Origin of the sequence: Streptococcus pseudoporcinus LQ 940-04 (genome assembly GCF_000188035.1) — a bacterium.
GTDB lineage: Bacteria > Bacillota > Bacilli > Lactobacillales > Streptococcaceae > Streptococcus > Streptococcus pseudoporcinus.
The window spans coordinates 794,162-818,843 of record NZ_AEUY02000005.1; the positions used below are offsets into that span (position 1 = coordinate 794,162).

A 24,682-nucleotide genomic window follows, 5' to 3' on the forward strand; every position below is an offset into this window, starting at 1 on the left:
AATGAAGAAAATTGATGGACATGCGCATATTGTTAATACGATTGCTGGTTTTAATGGTAAAGGGCGCCTAAATGCTATTGGCGACGGGTATGCTATTTGGGATGATGGTGATCTGATAAAATTGATTCCAGATGGCTATGGAGATCAAGCTTTTACAGCAGAATCCTTTTTGGCACTTATGGATGCTAATGATGTTGAGAAAGCAGTCATCTTACAAGGACATCTCAATGGTTATCAAAATTATTATACCTACCTTGCGATTAAAAAATATCCGGAACGTTTTACGGGAGCTTTCTCAGTAGATCCTTTTGCTGAAAATGCGATGCAAATTGTTCAACGTCATGTTGAAACACTGGGTTTTCGTGCCATTAAATTTGAAATTAGTCAAGGTGGCGGTATTCACGGTTATCGCGGACAAAAAACACCATTTCGTTTAGATACAGACCCTCATGTTAGCCGTATTTTAACTTACCTCCTAGATTATCCTGGCTTTGTGGTGACCGTTGATTATGGTAATTGGGATCAAATCAGCCACCAGCCTGATGCGATTGCTAATCTTGCTCGCCTGTATTCAAGTCTCGATTTTGTAGTTTGTCACTTATCATTCCCGCATGCTGATACACCAAATCGTCTGCGTGCAGAACTTAGCATGTGGAAGGACTTAGATAATATCTATACAGATATTTCGGCTATTCAAGATATTGATAGTCCGGATCAGTTTCCTTTTCCTAAATCAGAGAAAAACGTTCGTATTGCAAAAGAGATTTTAGGTGCAAAGCGTATTATTTGGGGAACAGATTCTCCTTGGTCAGCGACATTTAACACCTATGAAGAATTGGCAACTTGGTTAGAAGAGGTTGATATTTTCTCTCAAGAAGAATTAGAAGACGTCCTCTATAACAATGCAGAACGTGTTTATTTTAAGCCAGCCACTATTGAAGCTAATCAGCAAGCTATAGACCCTGCTACCAAAGATTTAGGCCTATATTAAGAGATATTAGGAGTTTGGAACAATACCGTGTTTCAAACTCATTTTGTCATTAGAAATACCCTAAATAGTTGACTTGCTTTGCTAACAGGTCTCAGAGATTAAAGAAGACTATACCCAAGAAACTTGTCTGTCAGGAAGACTAAGTTGATATTTAAGGGGCTTGCTCGTGTTTATTAAGAAAGGATAAGCCATGCGTTATTTTTTAAGTATTGATTATGGTGGAACCAGCACAAAGGCAATTTTATTTGATGAGAAGGGAAAAGAAATTCATGTTTCTTCTTTCCCAACTTTAAGAATAGAAAATAAACCTGGTTTTCGCGAAATTGATTTGGAAGTCATGTGGCAAGCCATCTGTGATTCCATCAAGGAAGTTATCAAAAAAGCCGCTATTAAGAGTTCAGATATTGCAGCAATTGTACCTATTGGACATGGTAAAGGACTTTACTTATTAAATAAAGATAAGGAAGTCTTTTGCCACGGAATCTTATCTACAGACGAGCGCGCTAAAGAGTTAGCAGCTAGCTTTGAAGCAACTATTAATGAGCTTTGGGAGATAACAAAGCAACATGTTGTAGCTGTTCAAAGTCCGGTTTTATTAAGATGGTTGAAGGAGTATGAACCCGCCATTTATAATCAGATTGGCTGGGTTATGTCGGCAAAGGATTTTATCCGTTTTAAGTTAACGGGTAACCTTAACCAAGAATATGGTGACGCTTCAGGTAATCACTGGATAAATTTTCAGACGGGAACTTATGACCCAGCTATTCTAAGTTTTTTTGGAATTGATGAGATATTCCAGGCTCTGCCAGAATTAGTGGACTGTAAGGATCTTGTAGGCATCGTCACGAAGGAGGTTGCCAGCTTAACGGGATTAATAGAAGGAACACCGGTTCTAGGAGGCTTATTTGATATCGATGCATGCGCTATTGGTTCAGGTGTATTAGAAGAAGACACATTTAGTTTAATTTCGGGTACTTGGAACATTAATGCTTTTCCAAGTAAACAAGCTGCTAGTCAAAGTAGTGGTCAAATGAATTCTTATTTTCCAAATCGTGATTTTTTAATTGAAGCTAGTAGCCCAACTTCTGCTGGGAATTTAGATATTATTTTAAAGATGCTCATGTCAGAAGAAATGAAAAATATCAAAGAGCATGGGGGTGAATCCATCTATGAGACTCTGGAGATATTTTTAGAAAACACGGACGCTACCTATAATGATCTTATTTTTCTCCCCTTTTTATATGGTAGCAATGCTTCTACAGATGCTAAATCATGTTTTTTTGGCTTAAGTACTCGAACGACTAAATCACATCTGTTACGTTCAGTTTATGAAGGCATTGCGTTTGCCCATAAGCAGCACATTGAGCAGCTTATCTTGGCTAAAGGCTCTGCTCCTAGGGTTATTAGAATGACTGGTGGCGCAACGCGTTCAAAAGCTTGGGTTCAAATGTTTGCAGATATTTTAAATCTACCAATTGAGACAGTTGCAGCTAGCGAAGTAGGCGGTTTAGGTGGAGCTCTGATTGCTAAATCTACATTGGACGGGATTTCCTTGGAAAAAGCTATGGCAGAAATGGTGGTTGTCAAAGATTCTTACCAACCAAATTCGGAACAAAGTCAGTATTACCAGCAAAAATATGATATTTATCAGCAATTGTTAAGGGCCATGGCTCCCGTTTGGCAATCTTTAGCTGCCTTGTCGAAACTGCCACAAAAAGAATAGAAAGAAAAGAATATGTTTGAAAAAGAAGATCTTATTATTAATAGTATTGTGTTTGGCTCCCAGCTGGAAGCAGGAGCTTTACAAGAAAAGCTCTTAGAACAAGTTTTTGCAATGGGATTCAAAAGATTTGAGGTTCGCCGTGAGTTTTTAAAAAGTATTCCTCAAGAACTAGAAACTCTAAAAGAAAAAGCAGAGAAATTAGATTTGGCACTATTTTATAGTGTTAATGAAAACCTATTAGTTGATGGTAAGATTAACCCTAATTTAAATGACTTAATACAAGAAGCAGATATTCTTGGTGCCCCTTTTTTAAAGTTAAATATTGGTGATGCGACTAGTCTAACGCTAGCGACTCTGCAAACCCTAAAAGCGCCTTTGTCAAGTAATCTTAATATTGTGGTCGAAAATAATCAGGACCTTAAAGGAGGAAGTCTCTCTAATTGCTCTCATTTCATGTCATTAGTTCGTCAAGCTGGTTTACCTATAAGCTTCGTTTTTGATACAGGGAATTGGGCCTTTCTTGGTGAATCGCTTTCTCAAGCGAGTTCAAAGATGAGTAAGTTTACCACCTATCTTCATTGTAAAAATTATCAGAAAGCATTGTTTGGCTTAGAAAATAGTGTTTCTTTGTTTGAAGGGGAGATTGATATCGCACCCCTGATCCTACAGTTTCCAAAAGCAAAGTACCTAGCACTAGAATATCCCACAACAAATGACCAATTAGTAGCTGATGCCCACAAATTAAGTCAACTTCAGAAAAAGGACTTTTAAAAAGAGAGATGCAAAGTCACTAAAATAATGATAAAATAGGCAAAGATAGATTTTAAGGGGAAGATTGACATGGTACTCTTGCTAGACAAAAAAAGCTACGATTTGCTATCTTATTTGATTAAACTTGATAAGCCTCAGACAGTCATGGCCATTTCAAAAGCATTAGGACAATCACGGCGAAAAGTCTATTATCACTTAGAAAAAATTAACGAGGCTTTGCCTGAGGTGGTTAACCAGATTATTTCCTTGCCACGTATAGGAATCCTCTTAGATCAGAAACAAAAAGATGCTTGTCGATTTTTACTGAAAGATGTGACGGATTATAACTATGTTATGAAAAGTGACGAACGCATGAAATTATCTGCTATTTTTATTGCGATTTCGACACAACGTGTCACCATCGAGAAATTGATGCAGATTAACGATGTGTCTCGTAATACGATTTTAAATGATCTCAATGAATTACGAGAGACCTTAGCGACTTACGAGTACTCTATTCAACTGCATTCAACAAAGTCAATGGGCTACTACTTTGAGTGCTATCCTTTGACTTATCTCCAATTTCTCTACAAGATACTAGATGATATATACCACGGAGATAATCAGACATTCCTTGATTTCTTTAATCATAAATTAGAAGAACATTTAGCAAAGACGACTTATTTTTCAAGTGACTTCACATGTTTTCTCAATGATTACCTCTCTGATTCACAGGTTCAGTTGGGAAAGCGTATTAACAGACAAGATAGTCATTTTATGGTTCAAATTTTACCCTTTATCTTATTAAGTTACCGCAATATGCGCTGCGATTATCAGGTCATTGAAACATTAAAAAAAGATTTTAATCTGATTTGGAAGCGTAAAGAATATTATATTGCCAAGGACTTGGCAAAGGAGTTATATAAACGGTTTAAGTTACATCTGGATGATATTGAAGTTGGCTTAGTTGCTATGTTAATGCTGTCTTTTCGAAAGGATAAAGATAGTCATGTAGAAAGTCCAGATTATGATGATATGCGGACGACACTCAGCCATTTTATTAAGGCCCTTGAAGATCGGTTTGATTTACGGTTTGCGCATAAGCAGGAGTTGGTTAAACAACTAACCCAACACTGCAAGGCTCTAATTTACCGTAAAAAATACGGAATTTCTTCAGTTAATCCTTTAACAGAGCACATTCAAAAAAGGTATCAAACCTTATATCAGGAAACAGCTTCCTGTGCTACCATTTTAGAAGAAGCTTGGGCTATTTGTTTATCAGACGATGATCTTGCGTTTTTGACTATTCATTTAGGGGGAGAACTTAGAAATAGTCTCGATAAGGTGGAAGAAACGCGTTTTATTATCGTTTCTGATGATGGTATTGCCATTCAAAAAATTGTTCTTCAGCAATGTAGCCAATACTTAAAAAGTGAACATATCCTAGCAGTTTTTACTACGGAACAGTTTGAAAGTGTCAAAGATCTCTTAGATGTTGATGTCATTATCACAACAAATCGGGATTTGGATAGCCCATTTACCACTATTACTGTTGATCCCATATTAAACGATGATCATATCTTATCATTGATTCGCCTCGCTAAGCGGCAAAATATTAATAAAGAATCACGATTTACAGACCAATTAGCAAAATGTATCAGTCAATATGTGGCTGATGAATCTGAAAATCATGGCTTAAAAATGGAAATAGAAGCCCTTATTCATCGCGAACTACTTGAAGATTTTAAAAATAATTAGACACACCTCGACGCTTCCCAAGGACGGAATGACTGTTGGGGATTTTTTAGTTTATTCACCTTTTAAAGCGTCCATTTTTGAACACATAGCTGTGTGAGACTTGGTCTTTTTTAGTTTTCGGGAGAGTAATATACTTAAAGTACATAAATCATTATTATCGGAGGAAAGCATTAATGGCAAAAGTACAAGACATTACTCGTGAATCGTGGATTTTAAGCACATTTCCAGAATGGGGAACATGGTTGAATGAAGAAATTGAAGAAGAAATAGTTCCTGAAAATAATGTCTCTATGTGGTGGTTAGGAAATTGCGGTATTTGGATTAAAACGCCAGCTGGAGCTAATATTGTGATGGATCTTTGGTCAAATAGAGGAAAATCAACTAAAAAGGTAAAAGATATGGTTCGTGGGCATCAGATGGCTAATATGGCCGGTGTTCGCAAATTACAACCTAATTTGCGCGCTCAGCCTATGGTTATTGATCCTTTTGCCATTAACGAACTAGATTATTACTTTGTTTCTCACTTCCACAGTGATCACATTGATATCAATACAGCTGCAGCAGTTATTAATAATCCAAAATTAGACCATGTAAAATTAGTTGGCCCGTATGAATGTGGCGAAATCTGGAAAAAATGGGGTGTTCCTGAAGACCGCATTATTATTGTAAAACCTGGTGACAGTATTACAATTAAAGATATGACAGTTACTGCTGTAGAATCTTTTGATCGTACCTGTCTAGTTACCTTGCCTGTCGAAGGTGCAGATGCTCAAAATGGTGAATTAGCTGGTTTACCTGTAACAGATGAAGAAATGGCACGTAAAGCTGTAAACTACATTTTTGAAACACCAGGTGGAACTATTTATCATGGAGCAGATTCGCATTTTTCAAATTACTTCGCTAAACATGGCCGCGATTTCTCAATTGATGTCGCTCTAAACAATTATGGTGAAAACCCACTTGGTATCCAGGACAAAATGACTTCTGTGGACTTGTTAAGAATGGCAGAAAATCTCCGTGCCAAAGTTATTATTCCAGTCCACTACGACATTTGGTCTAACTTTATGGCTTCGACAGATGAAATTTTGGAACTTTGGAAAATGCGGAAGGAAAGATTACAGTACAATTTCCATCCCTTCATATGGGAAGTTGGTGGAAAATATACCTATCCTTTAGATAAAGATAAAATTGAGTACCACCATCCAAGAGGCTTTGATGATTGCTTCTTAGAAGATTCAAATATCCAATTTAAAGCCTTGCTATAACCTTAAAGTACTGAGCAAGTGGATTCACTATGAAGACAAAGTTATTTTGTCTTCTTTTTTTACTAGCTTAACACGATGAAGAAACTGTTAGTAGATAACAAAGACAGAGACAGGTGGAAAAGATAAGATTGAATATGCTTTCTCATTAAAAATAAAACGATGCTAAGCGTCTACCCCTCTTCCAAGTTACATTATAGCTGAATGAGCCCATCAAAAGTATTTTATGTTAAAATGTAAGAAAATAAGGAGAAAGATGAGGGCGATTATATGAAAAAAGTATTATTAATAGTGAATCCAGCTTCTGGTGGTGAACAAGCCAAGGCATTTGAAGAAGTAGCGCGTGACAAACTAACACATCATTTTGATCATGTGGACACACGATATACCAAAGATATCGGTGATGCCAAAGACTTTGCACGTGAAGCTTCAAAAGAGCATTATGATAGTATTTTTGTCATGGGTGGAGATGGAACGGTTAACGAAGCAGTCAACGGCATTGCTGAGCAAGACTATGTGCCAAAGTTTGGTTTTCTGCCATTGGGAACAGTCAATGATTTGGCTAGAGCTCTAGAGATTCCCTTAGATCCTCAAGAAGCTATTGATTGCTTGACTTTTGAGCAGACCCGTCCTTTGGATATTGGGAAAGTAAATGATAGCTATTTTACTAACATTGTGGCTATTGGTAATATTACAGCTTCCATTAATAATGTGGATGATAAGCAGAAAACGGCTCTTGGCCCAATGGCCTATGTCTTATAAGGGGTAAAGGAAATCCTAGGGAATAAAACTTATGAATTTGAGATGGTAACACCTGAAAAAAGACAAGAAATTAAAGGGTCTTTGATTTTAGTCGGATTAACTAATTCAGTTGGAGGGATGGATCGTTTTACTCCAGAGGCTAAGGTGGATGATGGCTTCTTACATTTGGTCTTTACTAAAGACCAAACTCTTTCAGAAACCTTGACATCACTCCCGACACTACTGTCAAAAGACAGTCAAAATGATGATGTTGTGGCTTATGGAAAAGTCAAAAGAGTAACTATTACTGTTAAAAATGAGACATTACAAACAAATGTTGATGGAGATCAGGGTGATTATCTTCCCGTAACATTAGAAGTTCTTCCTAGTCATCTTCAGGTATATACTTGTTTATAATAAAAAGTTCAGACTGGTGAAAATGATGAAGTTTTTATTTTCACACCATTTCATCTAGGTATAGATTTGACTATTGTTTTTGATACCTAGGGTCTTCATAATGACCTAATTGGACTTGTCTGATTTCTTCATCTTTCTTCATTTCGATGCAAGATACCTTGGTTTCTAATGAATAGATTTTTTGACCATAATAAAACACTTCTGTTTCTAGTTTACTAGATTTCAACAGAAGTGTTTTTCTTGTGTCTCACTTATGTGCTACAGTGTCGAATACAATCCACTTCTTTTTTCATGCAGTCACTTGCTGTTCTTAAGGTATTTTTATAGGTTAAGTGTCAATCTCAGTAGGGGGAAAGAAAACGATTACCAAGCTTTTTAAGGCGCTTTGGTTGAGCGCTAAAAGTTGACAAAAGTGACCACACATGATATTATCGTATATGTTCTGTTTTGAATATGAAAAGTTTCATTGATAATTATGAGAAATTAAGAGGGTTTTTACCCATTATTATTATGAAACGGTTAAAGAAAATATAAGAGAGGTTTACGATGGGAAATATACTAGAAGTTAGGCATTTGACGAAAATATTTGGAAAAAAACAAAAGGTTGCCTTAGAAATGATAAAGCAAGGTAAAAGCAAAACGGAAATCTTCAAGAAGACAGGGGCAACTGTAGGGGTCTATGATGCCAGCTTCGATGTCAAAGAAGGTGAAATATTCGTTATTATGGGACTTTCGGGCAGTGGTAAATCAACTTTAGTCCGCATGCTTAATCGTTTGATTGAACCTTCGGCAGGAGCAATTGAACTTGAAGGAAAAGATATCTCAAAAATGAATGCAGAGGATCTCCGAGAAGTCAGACGTCATGATATTAATATGGTTTTTCAAAGTTTCGCTCTTTTCCCACATAAAACAATTTTAGAGAATACGGAGTTCGGATTAGAATTAAGGGGTGTGCCAAAAGCAGAGCGTCAAGAAAGAGCTGAAAAAGCGCTTGACAATGCAGGATTACTCAGTTTTAAAGATCAATACCCAAATCAATTATCAGGTGGTATGCAACAGCGTGTAGGCTTGGCAAGAGCACTTGCAAACGGCCCTAAAATACTTTTGATGGATGAAGCTTTCTCGGCTCTTGATCCCTTAATTAGACGAGATATGCAAGATGAATTGGTAGATTTACAAGACTCTACTGGACAAACCATCATTTTTATCAGCCATGATTTAAACGAAGCACTGCGTATTGGTGACAGGATTGCTTTGATGAAAGACGGCCAAGTCATGCAGATTGGTACAGGAGAAGAGATTTTAACGAATCCAGCTAATGATTTTGTACGTGAATTCGTAGAAGATGTTGATCGTTCTAAAGTTTTGACTGCACAAAACATTATGATTAAACCATTTACGACAACAGTGGAAATTGACGGGCCGCAAGTTGCCTTAAATCGTATGCATACAGAAGAAGTTTCTATGCTTATGGCAACGAATCGTCGTCGTCAACTTGTTGGAACTTTAACTGCTGATGCTGCTATAGAGGCAAGAAAAAAAGGGTTACCTTTGGAAGCAGTCATTGACCGTGAGGTTAGAACTGTTGACAAGGATACCACTATTACAGATATCATGCCGTTAATCTATGATTCATCAGCACCTATTGCTGTTACTGATGAACAGAACCGTCTCTTGGGTGTCATTATTCGTGGCCGTGTCATTGAAGCTTTGGCTAATATTCCAGAAGAAGATGATACGACTATCATTAGAACAGTAGATACGGAACAAGAGGTCGCAGACCAACCCCTTAGTAGTGGGGGAGCAATAGCAGAGCAATCTAAGTAAGAGGGAGATACTATTTTGGGAAATATACTAGAAACAAAATTACCAGTGGCTAAGCTGGTAGAAAAATTGACGGAATGGCTAACTCATACTTTCTCTGGTGTGTTTAATTTTCTACAAACCATTGGAAGTTATATCATGGATTGGATAACAAATGTACTTTTATTTATCAATCCCTTACTGTTTATTGTATTAGTAACAGCAGCTGTTTTCTTCTTAGCTAAGAAAAAATGGCCCTTGGCAACCTTTACCTTTCTTGGTTTGCTCTTTATCTATAACCAAGGTTTATGGGAACACTTGATTAATACTTTCACTTTGGTCTTGGTAGCCAGTTTAATTTCAATCATCATTGGGATTCCACTAGGCATTTGGATGGCTAAAAGCACTACCGTTAGACAAATTGTTAACCCTATTTTGGACTTTATGCAAACCATGCCAGCTTTTGTTTACCTTATCCCAGCGGTTGCTTTCTTTGGCATTGGAATGGTTCCAGGAGCTTTCGCATCTGTTATCTTTGCCTTACCTCCAACTGTTCGCTTTACCAACTTAGGGATTAGTAATATCTCAACAGAGTTGGTAGAAGCGTCAGATGCTTTTGGATCGACTCCTCGCCAAAAATTATTAAAAGTTGAGCTTCCTTTGGCTAAGAATACAATCATGGCAGGAATTAACCAGACCATGATGTTAGCCCTTTCTATGGTGGTTACAGGATCAATGATCGGAGCACCTGGTCTTGGTCGTGAAGTTTTATCAGCTTTACAACATGCTGATGTTGGTACTGGTTTTGTTTCTGGGTTGGCTTTGGTTATTTTGGCTATTATTCTAGACCGTACCACACAAAGTATTAACAGCAAGCAAGAAGATAAAGCAGCAGCTGGCAGAACTAATAAAGTGGTCGGCTTGCTGGCCTTGGGACTTTTTATCAGTGCAGCCCTTGGTCAAACCTTTGTAAACATGAGCTCAGGTTCAGGTGAAAAGGGTGAGAAAGTCAAGATTGCTTATATGCAGTGGGATTCAGAAATTGCTTCCACTAATGTTATTGCCGAAGTTTTAAAACAAGAAGGCTACCGTGTAGAAATGACACCTCTTGATAACGCCGTTATGTGGCAAACAGTTGCTAATGGCAATGCCGACTTTACAGTAAGCCCTTGGCTGCCAGTGACACAAGCGGAACATATGAAAAAATATAAAAATCAGGTGGACAATTTAGGTCCTAACCTTAAAGGAACTAAATTAGGTCTCGTTGTTCCTAAGTATATGAAAAATGTGAACAGTATTGAAGATTTATCAGACCAAGCTAAGAAAAAAATCACCGGTATTGAGCCTGGGGCAGGGATTACAACGGCTACACAAAAAACCTTAAAGGCTTATCCAAACTTGTCGGACTGGGAGTTAGTCCTATCTTCAACCGGTGCCATGACGACTTCCCTAGACCAAGCTATTAAAAATAAGGAAGAAATCGTTGTAACCGGCTGGTCACCACACTGGATGTTTTCTAAATATGATTTAAAATACCTTAAAGACCCTAAGAAAACTTTAGGTTCGGAAGAAAATATTAATAGCATTGCTCGTAAAGGTCTGAAAAAAGACATGCCAAAACTTTACAAGATTGTTGATAAATTCTATTGGACGACAGCAGACATGGAGTCAGTTATGCTAGACATGAACAATGGTATGAAACCAGAAGATGCTGCTAAAAAATGGGTTAAAGCTAACCAAGATAAAGTTAAAAAGTGGATTAACTAAAAGAATTGTCATAAAAAGAGGCTGGGACAAAAGTCTAAGCTCAAATATAAAAAGCGAACAAGACAGTATTCTGAGTATCAGAAAATGAGTTTTGTTCGCTTTTTTGGGTTTCATTTATCAATTGGAAAAATTAATGGCGGGGAATCTCAAAAATTAATATCTTTTTGTCCCAGACTCTTTTTGGCGATTGCTTTAAAAGGTCAAAGAGGCTAGCCTTGTGTTATAATAGGCCTATGGAAAACAAGAATAAATTATTATTAATCGATGGCTCTTCTGTCGCCTTTCGTGCCTTTTTCGCTCTATACAATCAAATTGATCGTTTTCGGAATCAGTCAGGTCTTCACACTAATGCTATTTATGGCTTCCACCTGATGTTGGACCATATGATGAAGCGAGTGCAGCCGACCCATATTCTGGTGGCTTTTGATGCGGGTAAAACCACCTTCCGTACGGACATGTACGCTGATTACAAGGCTGGCCGTGCCAAAACACCGGATGAGTTTCGTGAGCAGTTTCCTTATATTCGGGAGATGTTAACAGCTCTTGGTGTGCCTTTTTATGACTTAGCTAACTACGAAGCTGATGATATTATTGGGACACTTGATAAAATGGCGGAGCGGACAGAAGTGCCTTTTGATGTGACCATTGTTAGTGGTGATAAGGACTTGATTCAACTGACTGACGCTAACACCATTGTTGAAATCTCGAAAAAAGGGGTTGCGGAATTTGAAGAATTCACCCCAGCCTATCTCATGGAGAAAATGGGTCTAACTCCTGAGCAATTTATTGATTTAAAAGCATTAATGGGGGATAAATCTGATAATATCCCTGGGGTCACTAAAATTGGGGAAAAAACCGGTCTCAAGTTACTGCATGAATATGGTAGTTTAGAGGGTATCTATGCTAATCTTGATCATTTTAAGGCCTCTAAAATGAAAGAAAACTTGATGAATGACAAGGAACAGGCCTTTTTATCTAAAACCCTTGCAACAATCAACACAGATGCACCAATCACCATTGGTTTAGAAGACTTGCTTTACCAGGGACCAAATCTTGATGCTTTGGCCACATTCTACGATGAAATGGGCTTTGTGCAATTGCGAGCTGCCTTAAAAACACAATTACCAAGTTCTTCAGTTGCTGAAGTGCAATATCAGGAAGTCATTGATAATGTGACTGGTGAAATGTTTGCTGATGATAGTTTTTTCTACTTTGAAATCCTAAAAGATAATTATCACCGCGAAGCCATCACTGCTTTTGCTTGGGGCAACCAAGAGACGATTTATGTCAGTCAGAATCCTGACTTGCTGCGTCAGCCCTTATTTACAAAGGTCTTAGAAAAACCAATTCTTACCTACGACTTCAAGAGGACAAAAGTCCTTTTAAGTCATTTGGGGGTAGAAATTTCTGAGGCCGCTTTTGATGCGCGTCTTGCAAACTACCTTTTGTCAAATGTTGATGATAATGAGCTAGCAACGATTGCTAGGTTACATACTAGTATCAGCTTAGAGTCTGATGAGGCTGTCTATGGCAAAGGTGTTAAACGTGCCTTCCCAGCTAAAGATCTTCTTTTTGCGCATTTAGCTCGTAAAGTGGCTGTTCTTGCGACAAGTAAGCCAGTTATGCTAGAAAAATTAGCTGAGAATGGGCAAAGTGATCTTTATTATAAGATTGAGTTGCCGCTGGCGAATGTGCTTGCTAAGATGGAAATTGCCGGTATTAAAGTCAATAAGCTGACTCTTATGGAAATGGCAGAGCAGAATAGGAACATTATTGACGCTCTGACACAAGAAATTTATGACTTAGCAGGTGAAGAGTTCAACATTAATTCACCAAAACAGTTGGGTAGCATCCTCTTTGAAAAAATGCAGTTACCTTTAACTATGACTAAGAAAACTAAAACAGGCTATTCAACTGCTGTTGATGTCTTGGAACGGTTGGCTCCCATTGCCCCAATTGTTGCCAAAATACTTGATTACCGTCAAATTACGAAATTACAATCAACTTATTTAATTGGTTTACAAGATTATATTATGGAAGATGGCAAAATCCATACGCGTTATGTCCAAGATTTGACGCAAACAGGCCGCTTATCAAGTACTGACCCCAACTTACAGAATATTCCAATTAGAATGGAACAGGGGCGTCTGATTCGTAAAGCCTTTACACCATCAAGTGATGATTGGCTTCTCTTAAGTTCTGATTATTCACAAATTGAGTTACGTGTTTTGGCACATATCTCTGGAGATGAACATTTGATTGCCGCTTTTAATGATAATGCCGACATTCATACAGCAACGGCTATGCGAGTTTTTGGCATTGAGAAAGAAGCAGATGTTACTGCAAATGATCGTCGTAATGCCAAAGCTGTTAATTTTGGTATCGTTTATGGTATTTCTGATTTTGGTCTTTCAAATAATTTGGGGATTAGTCGTCAAAAAGCGCGTGATTATATTGATACCTATTTTGAACGTTATCCAGGTATCAAGAAATATATGGACGCTGTCGTTCGTGAAGCCAAGGACAAGGGCTATGTTGAAACACTCTTTAAGCGTCGTCGTGAATTACCGGATATCAATTCTCGTAATTTCAACGTCAGATCTTTTGCGGAGCGGACAGCCATTAATTCGCCTATTCAAGGGAGCGCAGCTGATATCCTTAAAATAGCAATGATTAATCTGGATAAAGCCCTAGTAGACGGGGAGTTTAAGGCTAAAATGTTACTTCAAGTGCATGATGAAATCGTCCTTGAGGTGCCCAAACAAGAATTAGCCGCTGTTCGTCAACTGGTCAAAGAAATAATGGAAGATGCTGTTGACTTGGCAGTGCCCCTACGGGCGGACGAAAACTCAGGTCAATCTTGGTATGAAGCCAAATAAGTCCCACAAGCCACTTAGCATTTAAAGTTTTTTTAGCGATCTAATATTTTTATGTTATAATGAAAGGGAAATTGTACTGATAGTGATTGTCATAGTCACTTATGATAGGAAAAATGAGGAAATCAATGACCTATACCTTTCAAAATCCGCCGGAAGCAACACTAAAAACTTATCTTAGCCAAGCCAAAACAATTGCTGTTGTGGGACTTTCAGATCGGCCTGAAACAGCAGCTTATGGCGTTGCTAAGTTTTTGCAAGCAATGGATTATCAGATAATCCCCGTCAATCCTAAATTAGCTGGTCAAACAGTTTTAGGCCAAGAAGTTTATGCGTGCTTACAGGATGTTCCCCTACCTATTGATATTGTTGACGTTTTTAGGCGTAAGGAAGCTTTGCCACAAGTTGCTAGGGACTTTATTGAAACGGACGCAAAGGTCTTTTGGGCACAATTAGGCCTCCAAAGTCAGGAAGCTGAAGAACTCCTAAGGGCTAGTGGCCGTCAGGATATTGTCATGAATAGATGCCTCAAAATCGACTATCGGAATATTATATTGAACCAAGATTAAAACTAGTCGCCAAAAATAGATTGTTAGGAGATTGCTTATGGATGTTCATTCACATAACCAACAAGCTTTAGATGCCTTTGAAAATGTCTTAGAGCATCTACGAGAAAGACATATTAGAATTACAGAAACACGTAAGGCTATTATTTCATATATGGTTTTGTCAACAGAGCATCCAAGTGCAGACAAAATTTACCGTGATTTAAAGGATGATTTCCCTAACATGAGCTTGGCCACCGTCTACAATAATTTAAAAGTACTGGTAGATGAGGGCTTTGTTTCTGAAATTAAAATTACCAATGATTTAACCACATATTATGATTTTATGGGTCACCAGCATGTTAATGTGGTTTGTGAGGACTGCGGTAAGATTGCTGACTTCATGGATGTCGATGTCATGGATGTTGCTAAAGAGGCCCATGACCAAACTGGCTATAAGGTTACTCGAATTCCCATTATTGCTTACGGGATTTGTCCAGAATGTCAGAAGAAAAGCAAACGACTCTATTAATACAGATGCCAAAAAAACCAACAAGGATATAAACCCTGTTGGTTTTTCATCTATTGAGACAATGTGAAGATGGCTTATCCAGTCTTGCTTCAGCTCTTACCTTTCCTACTTTACTTCTTTATTAGAAGTTATAAGGTCTTCATAAAAATAGAGCTCAGAGGTCATGAAGTAAGGATAAATGTAAATGATTAAGATACCAAAAGACAATAGCAAGAGAATAAACCACCCCAGAAAACTAAGGTGTAAAAGAAAATTTTTCCATTTATAACCTTTTGTTAAAGAGACACTCTTATCAATAATATCAGAAAGGCCAGTATAGCTTCCAGCTTGTAGTTGATCAAATAGGATATACTGACTTTTTGAATAGGCATACTGGCGATTTATAGCAATAGCAGCTCCGACAAGAGTAGTTATTATTCCAATAATAAGAGGAAAGAGTGCTACCGATAACCCCTTAATCTGATAGAGATAGATTGCTAGACCTGTAATTCCCACTCCGACAAGAAAAATAAGTGACCACGCCAATAAAAGGAGCCAACGAATCAAGCCAAGCAGAATAATTTTCCAAAAGAAAGTGCTAGAAAAGCTGAGCCCTAAATCACTAAAAGATACCTTGTTTTGTTGATGTCGTATGACCTTTAAAATAGTAAAAGCAGCTGATAGGGTAAATAAGGCCGAGACAATATTGAGGATAGTTGGAAAAATAGAGGCAAAGATAGACAGTTGAATCTCTTTTTCAGCTAAATAGTTTTGGTGAATTTGAATACTAATTAAAAAGAAAAAAGATAAAATGGGAAGAATAAATAATTGATATTTACCAGGCAAGCCTTTCAGTGTAGCTCTAGCTTGGGCTTTGTATTGAGATAATTTCATTTAGCCTCCTTTAAGTCTATTTTATTATAGCATAAGTTAGAATGCTTTTCGAATACCAGATTGTTCCTTAGAGGCCATGACAAGTCTTCTTTTTTTTGATAGAATAATAAAGCCGTAGGCGAAAAAGATTAGGTTATGCCTAGTCTCTTTAAAGCGCAAGACTGTTATTCTTGAAAGCGAGGAAAAAATGACTGATTATCCAATAAAGTACCGTCTCATAAAGAAAGAAAAACATACCGGGGCTCGACTTGGGGAAATTATTACGCCCCATGGAACTTTCCCGACACCTATGTTTATGCCCGTTGGTACACAGGCCACTGTTAAAACACAATCTCCTGAGGAGCTCAAACAGATGGGCTCAGGGATTATTCTCTCTAATACCTACCATTTGTGGTTACGACCTGGGGATGAGTTGATTGCAAAAGCTGGAGGGCTCCATAAGTTTATGAACTGGGACCAGCCTATTCTAACTGATTCAGGTGGCTTCCAAGTTTATTCTCTAGCTGATTCTCGTAATATAACAGAGGAAGGAGTAACCTTTAAGAATCATCTTAATGGCTCAAAAATGTTCCTCTCACCAGAGAAGGCTATTTCGATTCAAAACAATCTTGGATCTGATATCATGATGAGTTTTGATGAATGCCCACAATTCTATCAACCCTATGATTACGTTAAAAAATCCATCGAGAGGACCAGCCGCTGGGCAGAAAGAGGTCTCAAAGCTCACCGCCGCCCACATGACCAAGGTTTATTTGGGATTGTTCAAGGAGCTGGTTTTGAAGATTTACGTCGCCAGTCAGCGGCAGACCTAGTCGCTATGGATTTTCCTGGTTATTCCGTTGGTGGTTTGGCTGTTGGTGAATCACATGAAGAGATGAATGCTGTCCTTGATTTCACAACACCCTTACTACCAGAAAACAAGCCACGCTATCTGATGGGCGTTGGAGCACCGGATAGCTTGATTGATGGGGTTATTCGCGGTATTGATATGTTTGACTGCGTGCTTCCGACGCGTATCGCTCGTAATGGAACCTGTATGACTAGTCAAGGGCGTTTAGTTGTGAAGAATGCTAAATTTGCTGAAGACTTTACGCCCCTTGATCATGATTGTGATTGTTATACTTGTCAAAATTACAGCCGAGCTTACATCCGTCACTTGTTGAAAGCAGACGAAACATTTGGTATTCGCCTTACAAGTTATCATAATCTCTATTTCTTGGTAAATCTTATGAAAAAAGTTCGTCAAGCCATTATAGATGACAACCTTTTAGACTTTCGTGAAGATTTCCTTGAGCGTTATGGCTATAATGCTTCAAGCAGGAACTTTTAAAAAAATCAGAGCTTAGCTCTGTTTTTTTAGTGTTTTATTGTTACCTATGTTTTTTATGTAGGTTGACAAAAGATCTTTTTTTCATTAAACTGATAAACAGAAAAGAGATATTATGGATTATTACGGAATGGATCTCGATCATGAATCACGTTGCTGTCACTATCATGGTCCTAAAGATATTGCTAGCTTAAAATGCCAAGCCTGTCAAAAATATTATGCTTGTTACCAGTGCCACGATAGTTTAGAAGAGCATCGCTTTAGCCCTAGCGGCAAAACAGAACCATTTCCAGTATTATGCGGTTCCTGTAAGAATCAACTGAGCTTAGAAGCCTATGAAGAGGGGACTTGTCCCTATTGTAACAAAGCTTTTAATCCAAAATGTGCTTTTCATAAAGCTATCTATTTTAAAAAGGAGTAAACATGTTTACAACCAAAGACTTAGCCTATATGGCTATGATGACAACCCTGATTATTATTCTTGGATTTATTCCTCCAATTCCACTAGGCTTTATTCCTGTCCCTATCGTTTTACAAAATATGGGGATCATGCTTGCAGCTTTGCTATTAGGTGGCAAAAAGGGAAGTGTCTCTGTTCTCTTATTCTTATTAATTGGATTTTTCGTGCCTGTTTTTTCAGGTAAAGCCACTACACTTCCAGTGTTTATGGGACCCACAGCAGGATACGTTTTTGCTTGGCTTTTAGTTCCTTTTCTTTTTGCTTTACTTTTTAAACTATTGAAAAAACAAAGCAAAATCATAATCTTTGTCCTTATTTGGCTAGTAGGAGTGCTCTTAGTAGATGTCTTTGGAGCAGTTTGGTTATCCATTCATACAGGAATGCCGATAAGAGCAGCGTTGGTGTCTAACCTTGCTTTTATTCCAGGAGACACTATTAAGGCGGCGCTTGCGACTCTGATTGCATTAAAGTTAAGAGAGTCATACATTAATATACGGTAGTGAGTAGATAAAGACCTTGTTCTTTGTCTAAAAACAGGCCTGTAGGGGGGCTTGTTTTTTATTTTTCAAGAAAGCTAGAAGTGAGGATTTCTGATATAATAATGGAAATGAAGAAAGAAGGTTTAGTCTTATGAAAATTACAACCTTAGGTTCTTGGGGAGGTTATCCTTATAAAGATCAAGGAACAACCTCATATCTCTTGACTGGCCATGATGGCTTTCAGCTTTTAATGGATGCTGGTAGCCGTGCTCTAAATGAGTTGGAAAAAGTAATCAGTCCTCTAGAATTAGATGCCGTCATTATCAGTCATTACCATCCTGATCATGTGGCTGATTTAGGTGTTCTTCGTCACTACCGTCAACTCTATCCCAAACACTTGTGGGAACCTAAACTGTTACCCATCTATGCACATAATGAAGACCAAGCAGAATTTGCCAAATTAAGCTTACCGGATGTCTCTGTTGGTGTTGCTTATGATGTCGAGGGTTCACAATCTATTGGGCCTTTTGATATTGCATTTATTAAAACTGTCCATCCAGTTATTTGCTATGCCTTTCGTATAGTCGAGCGGCAAACAGGCCAAGTTTTTGTTTTTACAGCAGATACTGGCTATTTTGATGATTTAGCTACTTTTGCTGCAGATGCGGATCTCTTTTTAGCAGACGTTTATCTTTATGAAGGTAATGAAAATCATATAGCTCACTTAACCACTAAAGAAGCAGGGCAAATTGCTCAGCAAGCTAAGGTGAAAAAATTAGTTCTCACCCATATGCCTCCTGTTCCACCGCAGGGCATTGACCCAAGTCGTCACTTAGAGATCTTAAAAGAAGAAACGCAAAAATATGCAGGCTCTATCCCAGTAGAATTAGCCTTTCCTCACAAATCATGGGATTTAGGAAGTGTTAACTAATGGCCTATTATAGTCAAGAGGAAAAAGAATTTTTCATGCGTGAAGCTTTGAAGGAGGCTGAGAAATCTTTAGTAAAGGCTGAAATTCCAATAGGCTGTGTTATTGTTAAGGATGGGAAAATTATCGGACGCGGGCATAATGCTAGGGAAGAGCTGAACCAAGCTATTATGCATGCGGAAATTATGGCCATTAATGAAGCAAATGCCCATGAAAAAAATTGGAGATTATTAGAAACTAGTCTTTTTGTAACGATTGAACCTTGTGTGATGTGTAGTGGCGCGATTGGTCTGGCGAGAATACCACATGTGGTTTTTGGAGCTCCTAATCAAAAATTTGGAGGAGCAGGAAGCCTCTATCAGATTCTAACGGACCAACGCCTAAATCATCGGGTAGAACTAGAAAGTGGTCTTCTGGAAGCAGAATGTGCCAAAATGATGCAGGATTTTTTTCGTCAAGGTCGTCTTCAAAAGAAAGAAGCTAAAAGGTTAGTTAAAGAGCAAGCAAGTTCAGGTCTTGCCAATTAGTCCTTTTAATGGTAGAATACTAGGTGGAGCAACACTTGTGCGTGAAGTGGGTCAGGGGAGGAATCCAGCAGCCCTAAGCGATTTCGAGTGTGTGCTCTATTTTTTTCTTTTTAGGCTTAAGAGCTGTTTTCAATCTTTTTCCTGAAAGTAGAGAAAGATTTCATATATTGTGAAAAAATCCTCAAAATGATTGAAAAAACTATAACAAAGAGTTAATATAATAAGTAAAGGCAAAAATGATAAGGGGTATATTATGTCACACATTAAATTTGATTACTCAAAAGTCCTTGGGCAATTCGTTGCACCACATGAATTAGACTATATGCAGATGCATGTTTCTGCAGCTGATACGGCTTTACGTCAAGGTACAGGTCCTGGTGCTGAGATGACTGGCTGGTTACATTTGCCAGAAGATTATGACAAAGAAGAATTTGCTCGTATTCAAAAAGCAGCAGCTAAGATTCAATCTGATAGTGAAGTACTTGTTGTTATCGGTATCGGTGGGTCATATCTTGGTGCACGTGCTGCTATTGATTTCTTAAGCCATTCATTTGTTAACTTGCAAACTGCTGAAGAACGTAAGGCACCACAAATTCTTTACGCTGGAAATTCAATTTCTTCTAACTACCTTGCTGATCTAGTAGATTATGTTGCTGATAAAGATTTCTCAGTTAACGTGATTTCAAAATCGGGTACAACAACTGAACCTGCTATTGCTTTCCGCGTTTTCAAAGAACTTCTTGTTAAAAAATACGGCCAAGATGAAGCTAACAAACGTATCTACGCCACAACTGATAAAGCTAAAGGTGCCGTCAAAGTTGAAGCGGATGCCAACGGCTGGGAAACTTTCGTTGTTCCAGATAGCGTAGGTGGTCGTTTTACGGTTTTAACACCAGTTGGCTTACTTCCGATTGCCGCTTCAGGTGCCGATATTACCAAATTGATGGAAGGTGCTAATGCAGCTCGTCAAGCTTATTCTTCAGAAAAAATCTCTGAAAATGAAGCTTATCAATATGCTGTTATCCGAAACATTCTTTATCGTAAAGGTTATATTACAGAAGTACTTGCTAACTATGAGCCATCACTTCAATATTTTAGCGAATGGTGGAAACAATTAGCTGGTGAATCAGAAGGTAAAGATCAAAAAGGGATTTATCCGACTTCAGCTAACTTCTCAACAGATCTACATTCCTTAGGACAATTTATCCAAGAAGGATATCGTAATCTTTTTGAAACGGTTATTCGGGTGGATAAACCACGTAAAAATATGACGATTCCAACTGAAGCAGCTGATCTTGATGGTTTAGGTTACTTACAAGGAAAAGATGTTGACTTTGTCAATAAGAAGGCGACAGATGGTGTTCTTCTTGCTCATACAGATGGTGGTGTTCCAAATACCTACTTAACGATACCTAGCCAAGATGAATTTACATTAGGCTACACCATTTACTTCTTTGAAATTGCAATTGCACTTTCAGGTTATCTAAATGGTGTCAACCCATTTGATCAACCAGGTGTTGAAGCTTACAAGAAAAATATGTTCGCCCTACTTGGTAAACCTGGATTCGAAGAACTAGGTGCAGACTTAAACGCTCGTCTCTAAAAGTTACACCTGAAAAGCCCATATGGGCTTTTTTTGTTTGATCTTGATTAGTGTCACAAATTTTAAGAATTGCCAAAAAAGGCTGTCTTAATTTCAAAATGAAAGCGTTTTATAATTAACTAGTAATCATAAAAAAGGAGAAATGAAATGACAGACTGGTTAAATATTGCTGGTAAGACAGTGATTGTAACGGGGGCCTCATCTGGCATTGGTAAGGCTATAGTAGAGGAACTTTTAGAACTTGATGTTCGAGTTGCTAATTTTGATATCAGAGACAATGCTTTAAAGCATCCTAACTTGCTGTTTGTTAAGGTGGATGTGACCTCTAGGAAAGAAGTGGAGAGTGGAGTGTCAGAAGTTTTGGAGCGGTTTGGTAAGATAGATGCGTTAGTTAATAATGCTGGAATTAACATCCCACGTTTATTAGTTGATCCGAAAAATCCTTATGGTGAATACGAGTTAGACGATGAAACTTTTGATAAAATAACAACTATTAACCAAAAGGGACTTTATTTAGTTAGTCAAGCCGTTGGCCGAATTTTGGTACAACAAAAAGCTGGTGTCATTATTAATATGGCATCTGAAGCGGGGCTTGAAGGTTCTGAAGGGCAAAGTGTTTATGCTGCTACAAAAGCGGCGGTCTATTCTTACACCCGCTCATGGTCAAAAGAGTTGGGTAAGTACGGGGTACGTGTTGTTGGGATAGCGCCTGGCATTATGGAAGCGACCGGGTTAAGAACGTTAGCTTATGAAGAAGCTTTGGGATATACTAGAGGAAAAACTGTTGAAGCGATTCGTGCAGGATACTCATCCACAAGTACAACACCACTTGGACGTAGCGGAAAACTCAATGAAGTTGCGGATCTTGTTGCTTATTATATTTCTGAACGATCAAGCTATATCACTGGAATTACAACCAATGTAGCAGGTGGGAAGACAAGAGGATGACATTCCGTTAGAAAGGATAGTTGTGGCATTAGTTAACCGTTGGTATGAGATCTTAGAAGCCTTAGTGATTCAAAATCAGATAACATTTGATGATTTAAGAAAGCGGCTGCAGATTAGTCCACAAACACTAACAAAAAGTATTGAACAATTAAATGCGATTCTAGATGGTGATATTGAAATCATTCAGCAGAATAACCTTATTGAACTAGCCGTGTATGATTATGCAAGGTTCGAAACCATATTAACTGGAAGTTTACGGAAAGCAAGTGATTTTAACTCAGCCAGTAAACGAGTTGCTTATATTTTAAAGCGTTTACTGGAGGCAACTTCCCCTATCGTTATTGATGATTTGGCAGAAGAACTGACCGTCAGTAGGAGTACAATCAATAAAGACTTAAAGACCGCCAAAATGATTGCCGGTGATTACCAGGTCTCTATCACAGGTATTCCAAACCGAGGTGTTCACATTTATGGATCAGAAATGCAATTAAGACTTCTATTTATCCACCATGTTTACAATTATTTTGATCCGGAATTTTTAGAAGAAGGCACTTACTCTTTCTTAGAGAAAGTCTATTTATCCTATCGTTTGCCACGTAAAATTCAAGAACTTTTGACAAAAACAATTGCCATAAGTATTAAACGTATTCAGGAAAACTATCACCTATCAACAGATATACCTTTCTATAGCAATGAAGTCAATTCAGCAAATCTTATGGAAGAAATCGTTTATCATTTAGAGTTGGATTATCATATTTCAATGAGCCACTTTGAACGAAACTTCATCTCTTTTGCTCTTAATACCCAATACATAGAAGGACTGTCTTACCAAGAAGGAAGATTAAATCAGGGCTTTATTGACTTGTATCAAAAGATGGTCGCGCAAGTAAAGGACAGGCTACTGGTTCATTTTGATGACCATAAATTATTCCTTGAAATGCATACCCATCTTAAATTTTTAGTTAACCGTCTGATTTTTCATATTCAGGCAAATGATCTTTTTCACGGGGAAATCCAGCACAAGTATCCTCTAGCTTTTGAGATGGCAACTGTAGCTGGCAAGGTTTTAGAGGAACACTTTTCAACCCGACTGGAGTTGTCGGAATGTAGCTATTTAGCTCTTTACTTTGAACTGATTATGCGTGATAAGGATAAGGTTAGAGCAATAGGTTCAAAAAAGATAGCAGTTGTTTGTACTACGGGCAGGGGAACAGCTTATTTGATTTGTCAACGCTTAGCAAAGGTTTTAGGTCCAGATATTGAGATTTCCCAATTCTCAGAAGAACAGTTTAATCCAGAAAAAGATGATAATTATTTTGCAATTTTTACAACAGTACCCCTTAAATTTGGCCAGCTAAAATCGCCACTGGTTCAAATTACAAATTTATTTAATGACCAATGGTTACAGAATGAATGGCAAAGGGTGCACCATTTCCATCAAAAAAGATTGCAAAGCAATATTATCCGTTTCATGAGATTGCAAGCAGCAGACTCCTATCCCGACATCTTGACAAAAATGGCTGACGCTTTAGTAAAGGAAGGATTGGTTGATCATGACTTTACCGCAAGAATTATCCAGCGAGAAAGAGTCCAGTCAACCATATTTGGAAATCAGATCGCCTTTCCCCACGCCCTTAATCAGCTAGATAAAAAACCAATACTGATGGCAGGTGTTTTAGATGAGCCTTATCAAGAAGGAGGCCAGCAAGTGGCCCTAATTTTTATGGTGGCAATACCTGCAAGAATTGAAGAAGAGAGAGAAACAGAGTTGTTGGAGCTTTATGATGATATCTTTAGGGTTTCAAATGATGACATCTTAAAGAGAGCATTAATGTCGCTTGAAACTGAGCAAGCTTTTATTCAGTTGACCAAAGAGAGGGGAATTTTTTGATGGATACAATTGTTGTCTTCGCTATTATAGTTATCCTAGCATACCTTATTCAAATCATATTAGGAATGAAGCAGTTGAAGCATTTCAATGCTGTTTATGCTCAGCTTCGCCAAAAAGGTCGTGTAGCCATTGGCCGCAGATCAGGTAAAATCAAATCAGGTACGCTTGTCATGTTTGCTATTGACCGAGCTGGTACCGTTTTAGATGCACGTAAAATGCAAGGAGTAACTGTTCTTGCTCGTTTTAAAGAAATGCCCCAATTTGTCGGCCAAGATATTCACTACTTTGATAGCTATAATCCCTTAATTCGCCAGGAAAATAAACTTCTTCAAATTGCTATTGAAGATGCTAGAAACTTATTTTTACGAATTGAGGCTGGCTCTTATCAAGAGGTTCCAAAATATAGTTCGGCATTTGATCTTGATGTCCATATGAAGGGACTAATGGCACGCTTAAATGATCATTTAAAAAAATAAAAGGA

Annotated in this window: 20 protein-coding genes, 1 other RNA gene and 1 pseudogene; 21 read left to right on the forward strand and 1 reads right to left on the reverse strand. The window is 38.0% G+C overall.

Going from position 1 to position 24,682, the window contains the following annotated elements; genetic code table 11:
- Window position 1 precedes the first annotated feature (1 nt).
- The 11 genes and pseudogenes from STRPS_RS05220 to perR all read left to right on the forward strand — a co-directional run bounded on the left by STRPS_RS05220 (window position 2) and on the right by perR (window position 15,165).
- A complete protein-coding gene (locus STRPS_RS05220; protein ID WP_037598917.1) occupies window positions 2-991 on the forward strand; it encodes an amidohydrolase family protein in 990 nt (329 codons plus the stop codon).
- 190 nt (window positions 992-1,181) lie between these two features.
- Complete coding sequence (locus STRPS_RS05225) at window positions 1,182-2,714, forward strand: FGGY-family carbohydrate kinase (protein WP_007893791.1); 1,533 nt, start codon at window positions 1,182-1,184, stop codon at window positions 2,712-2,714.
- A 12-nt stretch (window positions 2,715-2,726) separates the two neighbouring features.
- A complete protein-coding gene (locus STRPS_RS05230; RefSeq protein ID WP_007893768.1) occupies window positions 2,727-3,485 on the forward strand; it encodes a sugar phosphate isomerase/epimerase family protein in 759 nt (252 codons plus the stop codon).
- 69 nt (window positions 3,486-3,554) lie between these two features.
- Entirely contained in the window at window positions 3,555-5,222 is a 1,668-nt protein-coding gene (locus STRPS_RS05235) for a BglG family transcription antiterminator (protein ID WP_007893774.1), read from the forward strand.
- 173 nt (window positions 5,223-5,395) lie between these two features.
- Window positions 5,396-6,487, forward strand: a complete 1,092-nt coding sequence (gene ulaG / locus STRPS_RS05240; RefSeq protein WP_007893762.1) for an L-ascorbate 6-phosphate lactonase — start codon at window positions 5,396-5,398, stop codon at window positions 6,485-6,487.
- Between the two features lie 267 nt (window positions 6,488-6,754).
- Window positions 6,755-7,642: pseudogene (locus STRPS_RS10395) on the forward strand (diacylglycerol/lipid kinase family protein).
- Between the two features lie 546 nt (window positions 7,643-8,188).
- Complete coding sequence (locus STRPS_RS05255; protein ID WP_007893863.1) at window positions 8,189-9,469, forward strand: quaternary amine ABC transporter ATP-binding protein; 1,281 nt, start codon at window positions 8,189-8,191, stop codon at window positions 9,467-9,469.
- A gap of 15 nt (window positions 9,470-9,484) precedes the next feature.
- Complete coding sequence (locus STRPS_RS05260; RefSeq protein ID WP_007893824.1) at window positions 9,485-11,212, forward strand: ABC transporter permease/substrate binding protein; 1,728 nt, start codon at window positions 9,485-9,487, stop codon at window positions 11,210-11,212.
- A 233-nt stretch (window positions 11,213-11,445) separates the two neighbouring features.
- A complete protein-coding gene (gene polA, locus STRPS_RS05265) occupies window positions 11,446-14,091 on the forward strand; it encodes a DNA polymerase I (RefSeq protein ID WP_007892256.1) in 2,646 nt (881 codons plus the stop codon).
- Window positions 14,092-14,216: 125 nt separating this feature from the next.
- On the forward strand, window positions 14,217-14,657 hold the full coding sequence (locus tag STRPS_RS05270) for a CoA-binding protein (protein WP_007892403.1): 441 nt from the start codon (window positions 14,217-14,219) through the stop codon (window positions 14,655-14,657).
- A gap of 37 nt (window positions 14,658-14,694) precedes the next feature.
- Window positions 14,695-15,165, forward strand: coding sequence for a peroxide-responsive transcriptional repressor PerR (gene perR / locus STRPS_RS05275; protein WP_007892293.1), 471 nt, complete (start codon window positions 14,695-14,697; stop codon window positions 15,163-15,165).
- 105 nt (window positions 15,166-15,270) lie between these two features.
- Here perR and STRPS_RS05280 read toward each other — a convergent pair whose 3' ends face one another.
- Window positions 15,271-16,038, reverse strand: coding sequence for a DUF975 family protein (locus tag STRPS_RS05280; RefSeq protein WP_007892392.1), 768 nt, complete (start codon window positions 16,036-16,038; stop codon window positions 15,271-15,273).
- Between the two features lie 187 nt (window positions 16,039-16,225).
- Between STRPS_RS05280 and tgt the strand changes: the two genes are divergently transcribed.
- From tgt to STRPS_RS05325, 10 genes are all read left to right on the forward strand, one after another.
- A complete protein-coding gene (gene tgt / locus STRPS_RS05285; RefSeq protein ID WP_007892531.1) occupies window positions 16,226-17,368 on the forward strand; it encodes a tRNA guanosine(34) transglycosylase Tgt in 1,143 nt (380 codons plus the stop codon).
- A gap of 112 nt (window positions 17,369-17,480) precedes the next feature.
- Window positions 17,481-17,786, forward strand: coding sequence for a CHY zinc finger protein (locus STRPS_RS05290; protein ID WP_007892549.1), 306 nt, complete (start codon window positions 17,481-17,483; stop codon window positions 17,784-17,786).
- Window positions 17,787-17,788: 2 nt separating this feature from the next.
- Window positions 17,789-18,325 (forward strand): biotin transporter BioY, encoded by a 537-nt coding sequence (locus STRPS_RS05295; RefSeq protein ID WP_007892556.1) that lies wholly within the window; start codon window positions 17,789-17,791, stop codon window positions 18,323-18,325.
- 130 nt (window positions 18,326-18,455) lie between these two features.
- On the forward strand, window positions 18,456-19,235 hold the full coding sequence (locus STRPS_RS05300) for an MBL fold metallo-hydrolase (RefSeq protein WP_007892537.1): 780 nt from the start codon (window positions 18,456-18,458) through the stop codon (window positions 19,233-19,235).
- Window positions 19,235-19,759, forward strand: coding sequence for a tRNA adenosine(34) deaminase TadA (gene tadA, locus STRPS_RS05305; protein ID WP_007892588.1), 525 nt, complete (start codon window positions 19,235-19,237; stop codon window positions 19,757-19,759). Before STRPS_RS05300 ends, tadA begins: the two co-directional genes overlap by 1 nt.
- Window positions 19,760-19,779: 20 nt before the next feature.
- Window positions 19,780-19,865: signal recognition particle sRNA small type (gene ffs / locus STRPS_RS10400), an RNA gene on the forward strand.
- A 147-nt stretch (window positions 19,866-20,012) separates the two neighbouring features.
- A complete protein-coding gene (locus STRPS_RS05310; protein WP_007892476.1) occupies window positions 20,013-21,362 on the forward strand; it encodes a glucose-6-phosphate isomerase in 1,350 nt (449 codons plus the stop codon).
- 147 nt (window positions 21,363-21,509) lie between these two features.
- A complete protein-coding gene (locus STRPS_RS05315) occupies window positions 21,510-22,310 on the forward strand; it encodes an SDR family oxidoreductase (protein WP_007892283.1) in 801 nt (266 codons plus the stop codon).
- Between the two features lie 22 nt (window positions 22,311-22,332).
- The gene (locus tag STRPS_RS05320) at window positions 22,333-24,201 is read left to right on the forward strand and encodes a BglG family transcription antiterminator (protein ID WP_007892475.1); all 1,869 of its coding nucleotides are present in this window, start codon (window positions 22,333-22,335) and stop codon (window positions 24,199-24,201) included.
- Window positions 24,201-24,677 (forward strand): transcriptional regulator GutM, encoded by a 477-nt coding sequence (locus STRPS_RS05325; RefSeq protein WP_007892344.1) that lies wholly within the window; start codon window positions 24,201-24,203, stop codon window positions 24,675-24,677. Before STRPS_RS05320 ends, STRPS_RS05325 begins: the two co-directional genes overlap by 1 nt.
- Window positions 24,678-24,682: the final 5 nt, after the last annotated feature.

Excerpts from the sequence above, each read along its gene's own strand:
- STRPS_RS05220 (WP_037598917.1), top strand. The coding sequence starts at position 2 with ATGAAGAAAATTGATGGACATGCGCATATTGTTAATACGATTGCTGGT.
- STRPS_RS05225 (WP_007893791.1), top strand. The coding sequence starts at position 1,182 with ATGCGTTATTTTTTAAGTATTGATTATGGTGGAACCAGCACAAAGGCA.
- STRPS_RS05230 (WP_007893768.1), top strand. The coding sequence starts at position 2,727 with ATGTTTGAAAAAGAAGATCTTATTATTAATAGTATTGTGTTTGGCTCC.
- STRPS_RS05235 (WP_007893774.1), top strand. The coding sequence starts at position 3,555 with ATGGTACTCTTGCTAGACAAAAAAAGCTACGATTTGCTATCTTATTTG.
- ulaG (WP_007893762.1), top strand. The coding sequence starts at position 5,396 with ATGGCAAAAGTACAAGACATTACTCGTGAATCGTGGATTTTAAGCACA.
- STRPS_RS05255 (WP_007893863.1), top strand. The coding sequence starts at position 8,189 with ATGGGAAATATACTAGAAGTTAGGCATTTGACGAAAATATTTGGAAAA.
- polA (WP_007892256.1), top strand. The coding sequence starts at position 11,446 with ATGGAAAACAAGAATAAATTATTATTAATCGATGGCTCTTCTGTCGCC.
- STRPS_RS05270 (WP_007892403.1), top strand. The coding sequence starts at position 14,217 with ATGACCTATACCTTTCAAAATCCGCCGGAAGCAACACTAAAAACTTAT.
- perR (WP_007892293.1), top strand. The coding sequence starts at position 14,695 with ATGGATGTTCATTCACATAACCAACAAGCTTTAGATGCCTTTGAAAAT.
- STRPS_RS05280 (WP_007892392.1), bottom strand. The coding sequence starts at position 16,038 with ATGAAATTATCTCAATACAAAGCCCAAGCTAGAGCTACACTGAAAGGC.
- tgt (WP_007892531.1), top strand. The coding sequence starts at position 16,226 with ATGACTGATTATCCAATAAAGTACCGTCTCATAAAGAAAGAAAAACAT.
- STRPS_RS05290 (WP_007892549.1), top strand. The coding sequence starts at position 17,481 with ATGGATTATTACGGAATGGATCTCGATCATGAATCACGTTGCTGTCAC.
- STRPS_RS05295 (WP_007892556.1), top strand. The coding sequence starts at position 17,789 with ATGTTTACAACCAAAGACTTAGCCTATATGGCTATGATGACAACCCTG.
- STRPS_RS05300 (WP_007892537.1), top strand. The coding sequence starts at position 18,456 with ATGAAAATTACAACCTTAGGTTCTTGGGGAGGTTATCCTTATAAAGAT.
- tadA (WP_007892588.1), top strand. The coding sequence starts at position 19,235 with ATGGCCTATTATAGTCAAGAGGAAAAAGAATTTTTCATGCGTGAAGCT.
- STRPS_RS05310 (WP_007892476.1), top strand. The coding sequence starts at position 20,013 with ATGTCACACATTAAATTTGATTACTCAAAAGTCCTTGGGCAATTCGTT.
- STRPS_RS05315 (WP_007892283.1), top strand. The coding sequence starts at position 21,510 with ATGACAGACTGGTTAAATATTGCTGGTAAGACAGTGATTGTAACGGGG.
- STRPS_RS05325 (WP_007892344.1), top strand. The coding sequence starts at position 24,201 with ATGGATACAATTGTTGTCTTCGCTATTATAGTTATCCTAGCATACCTT.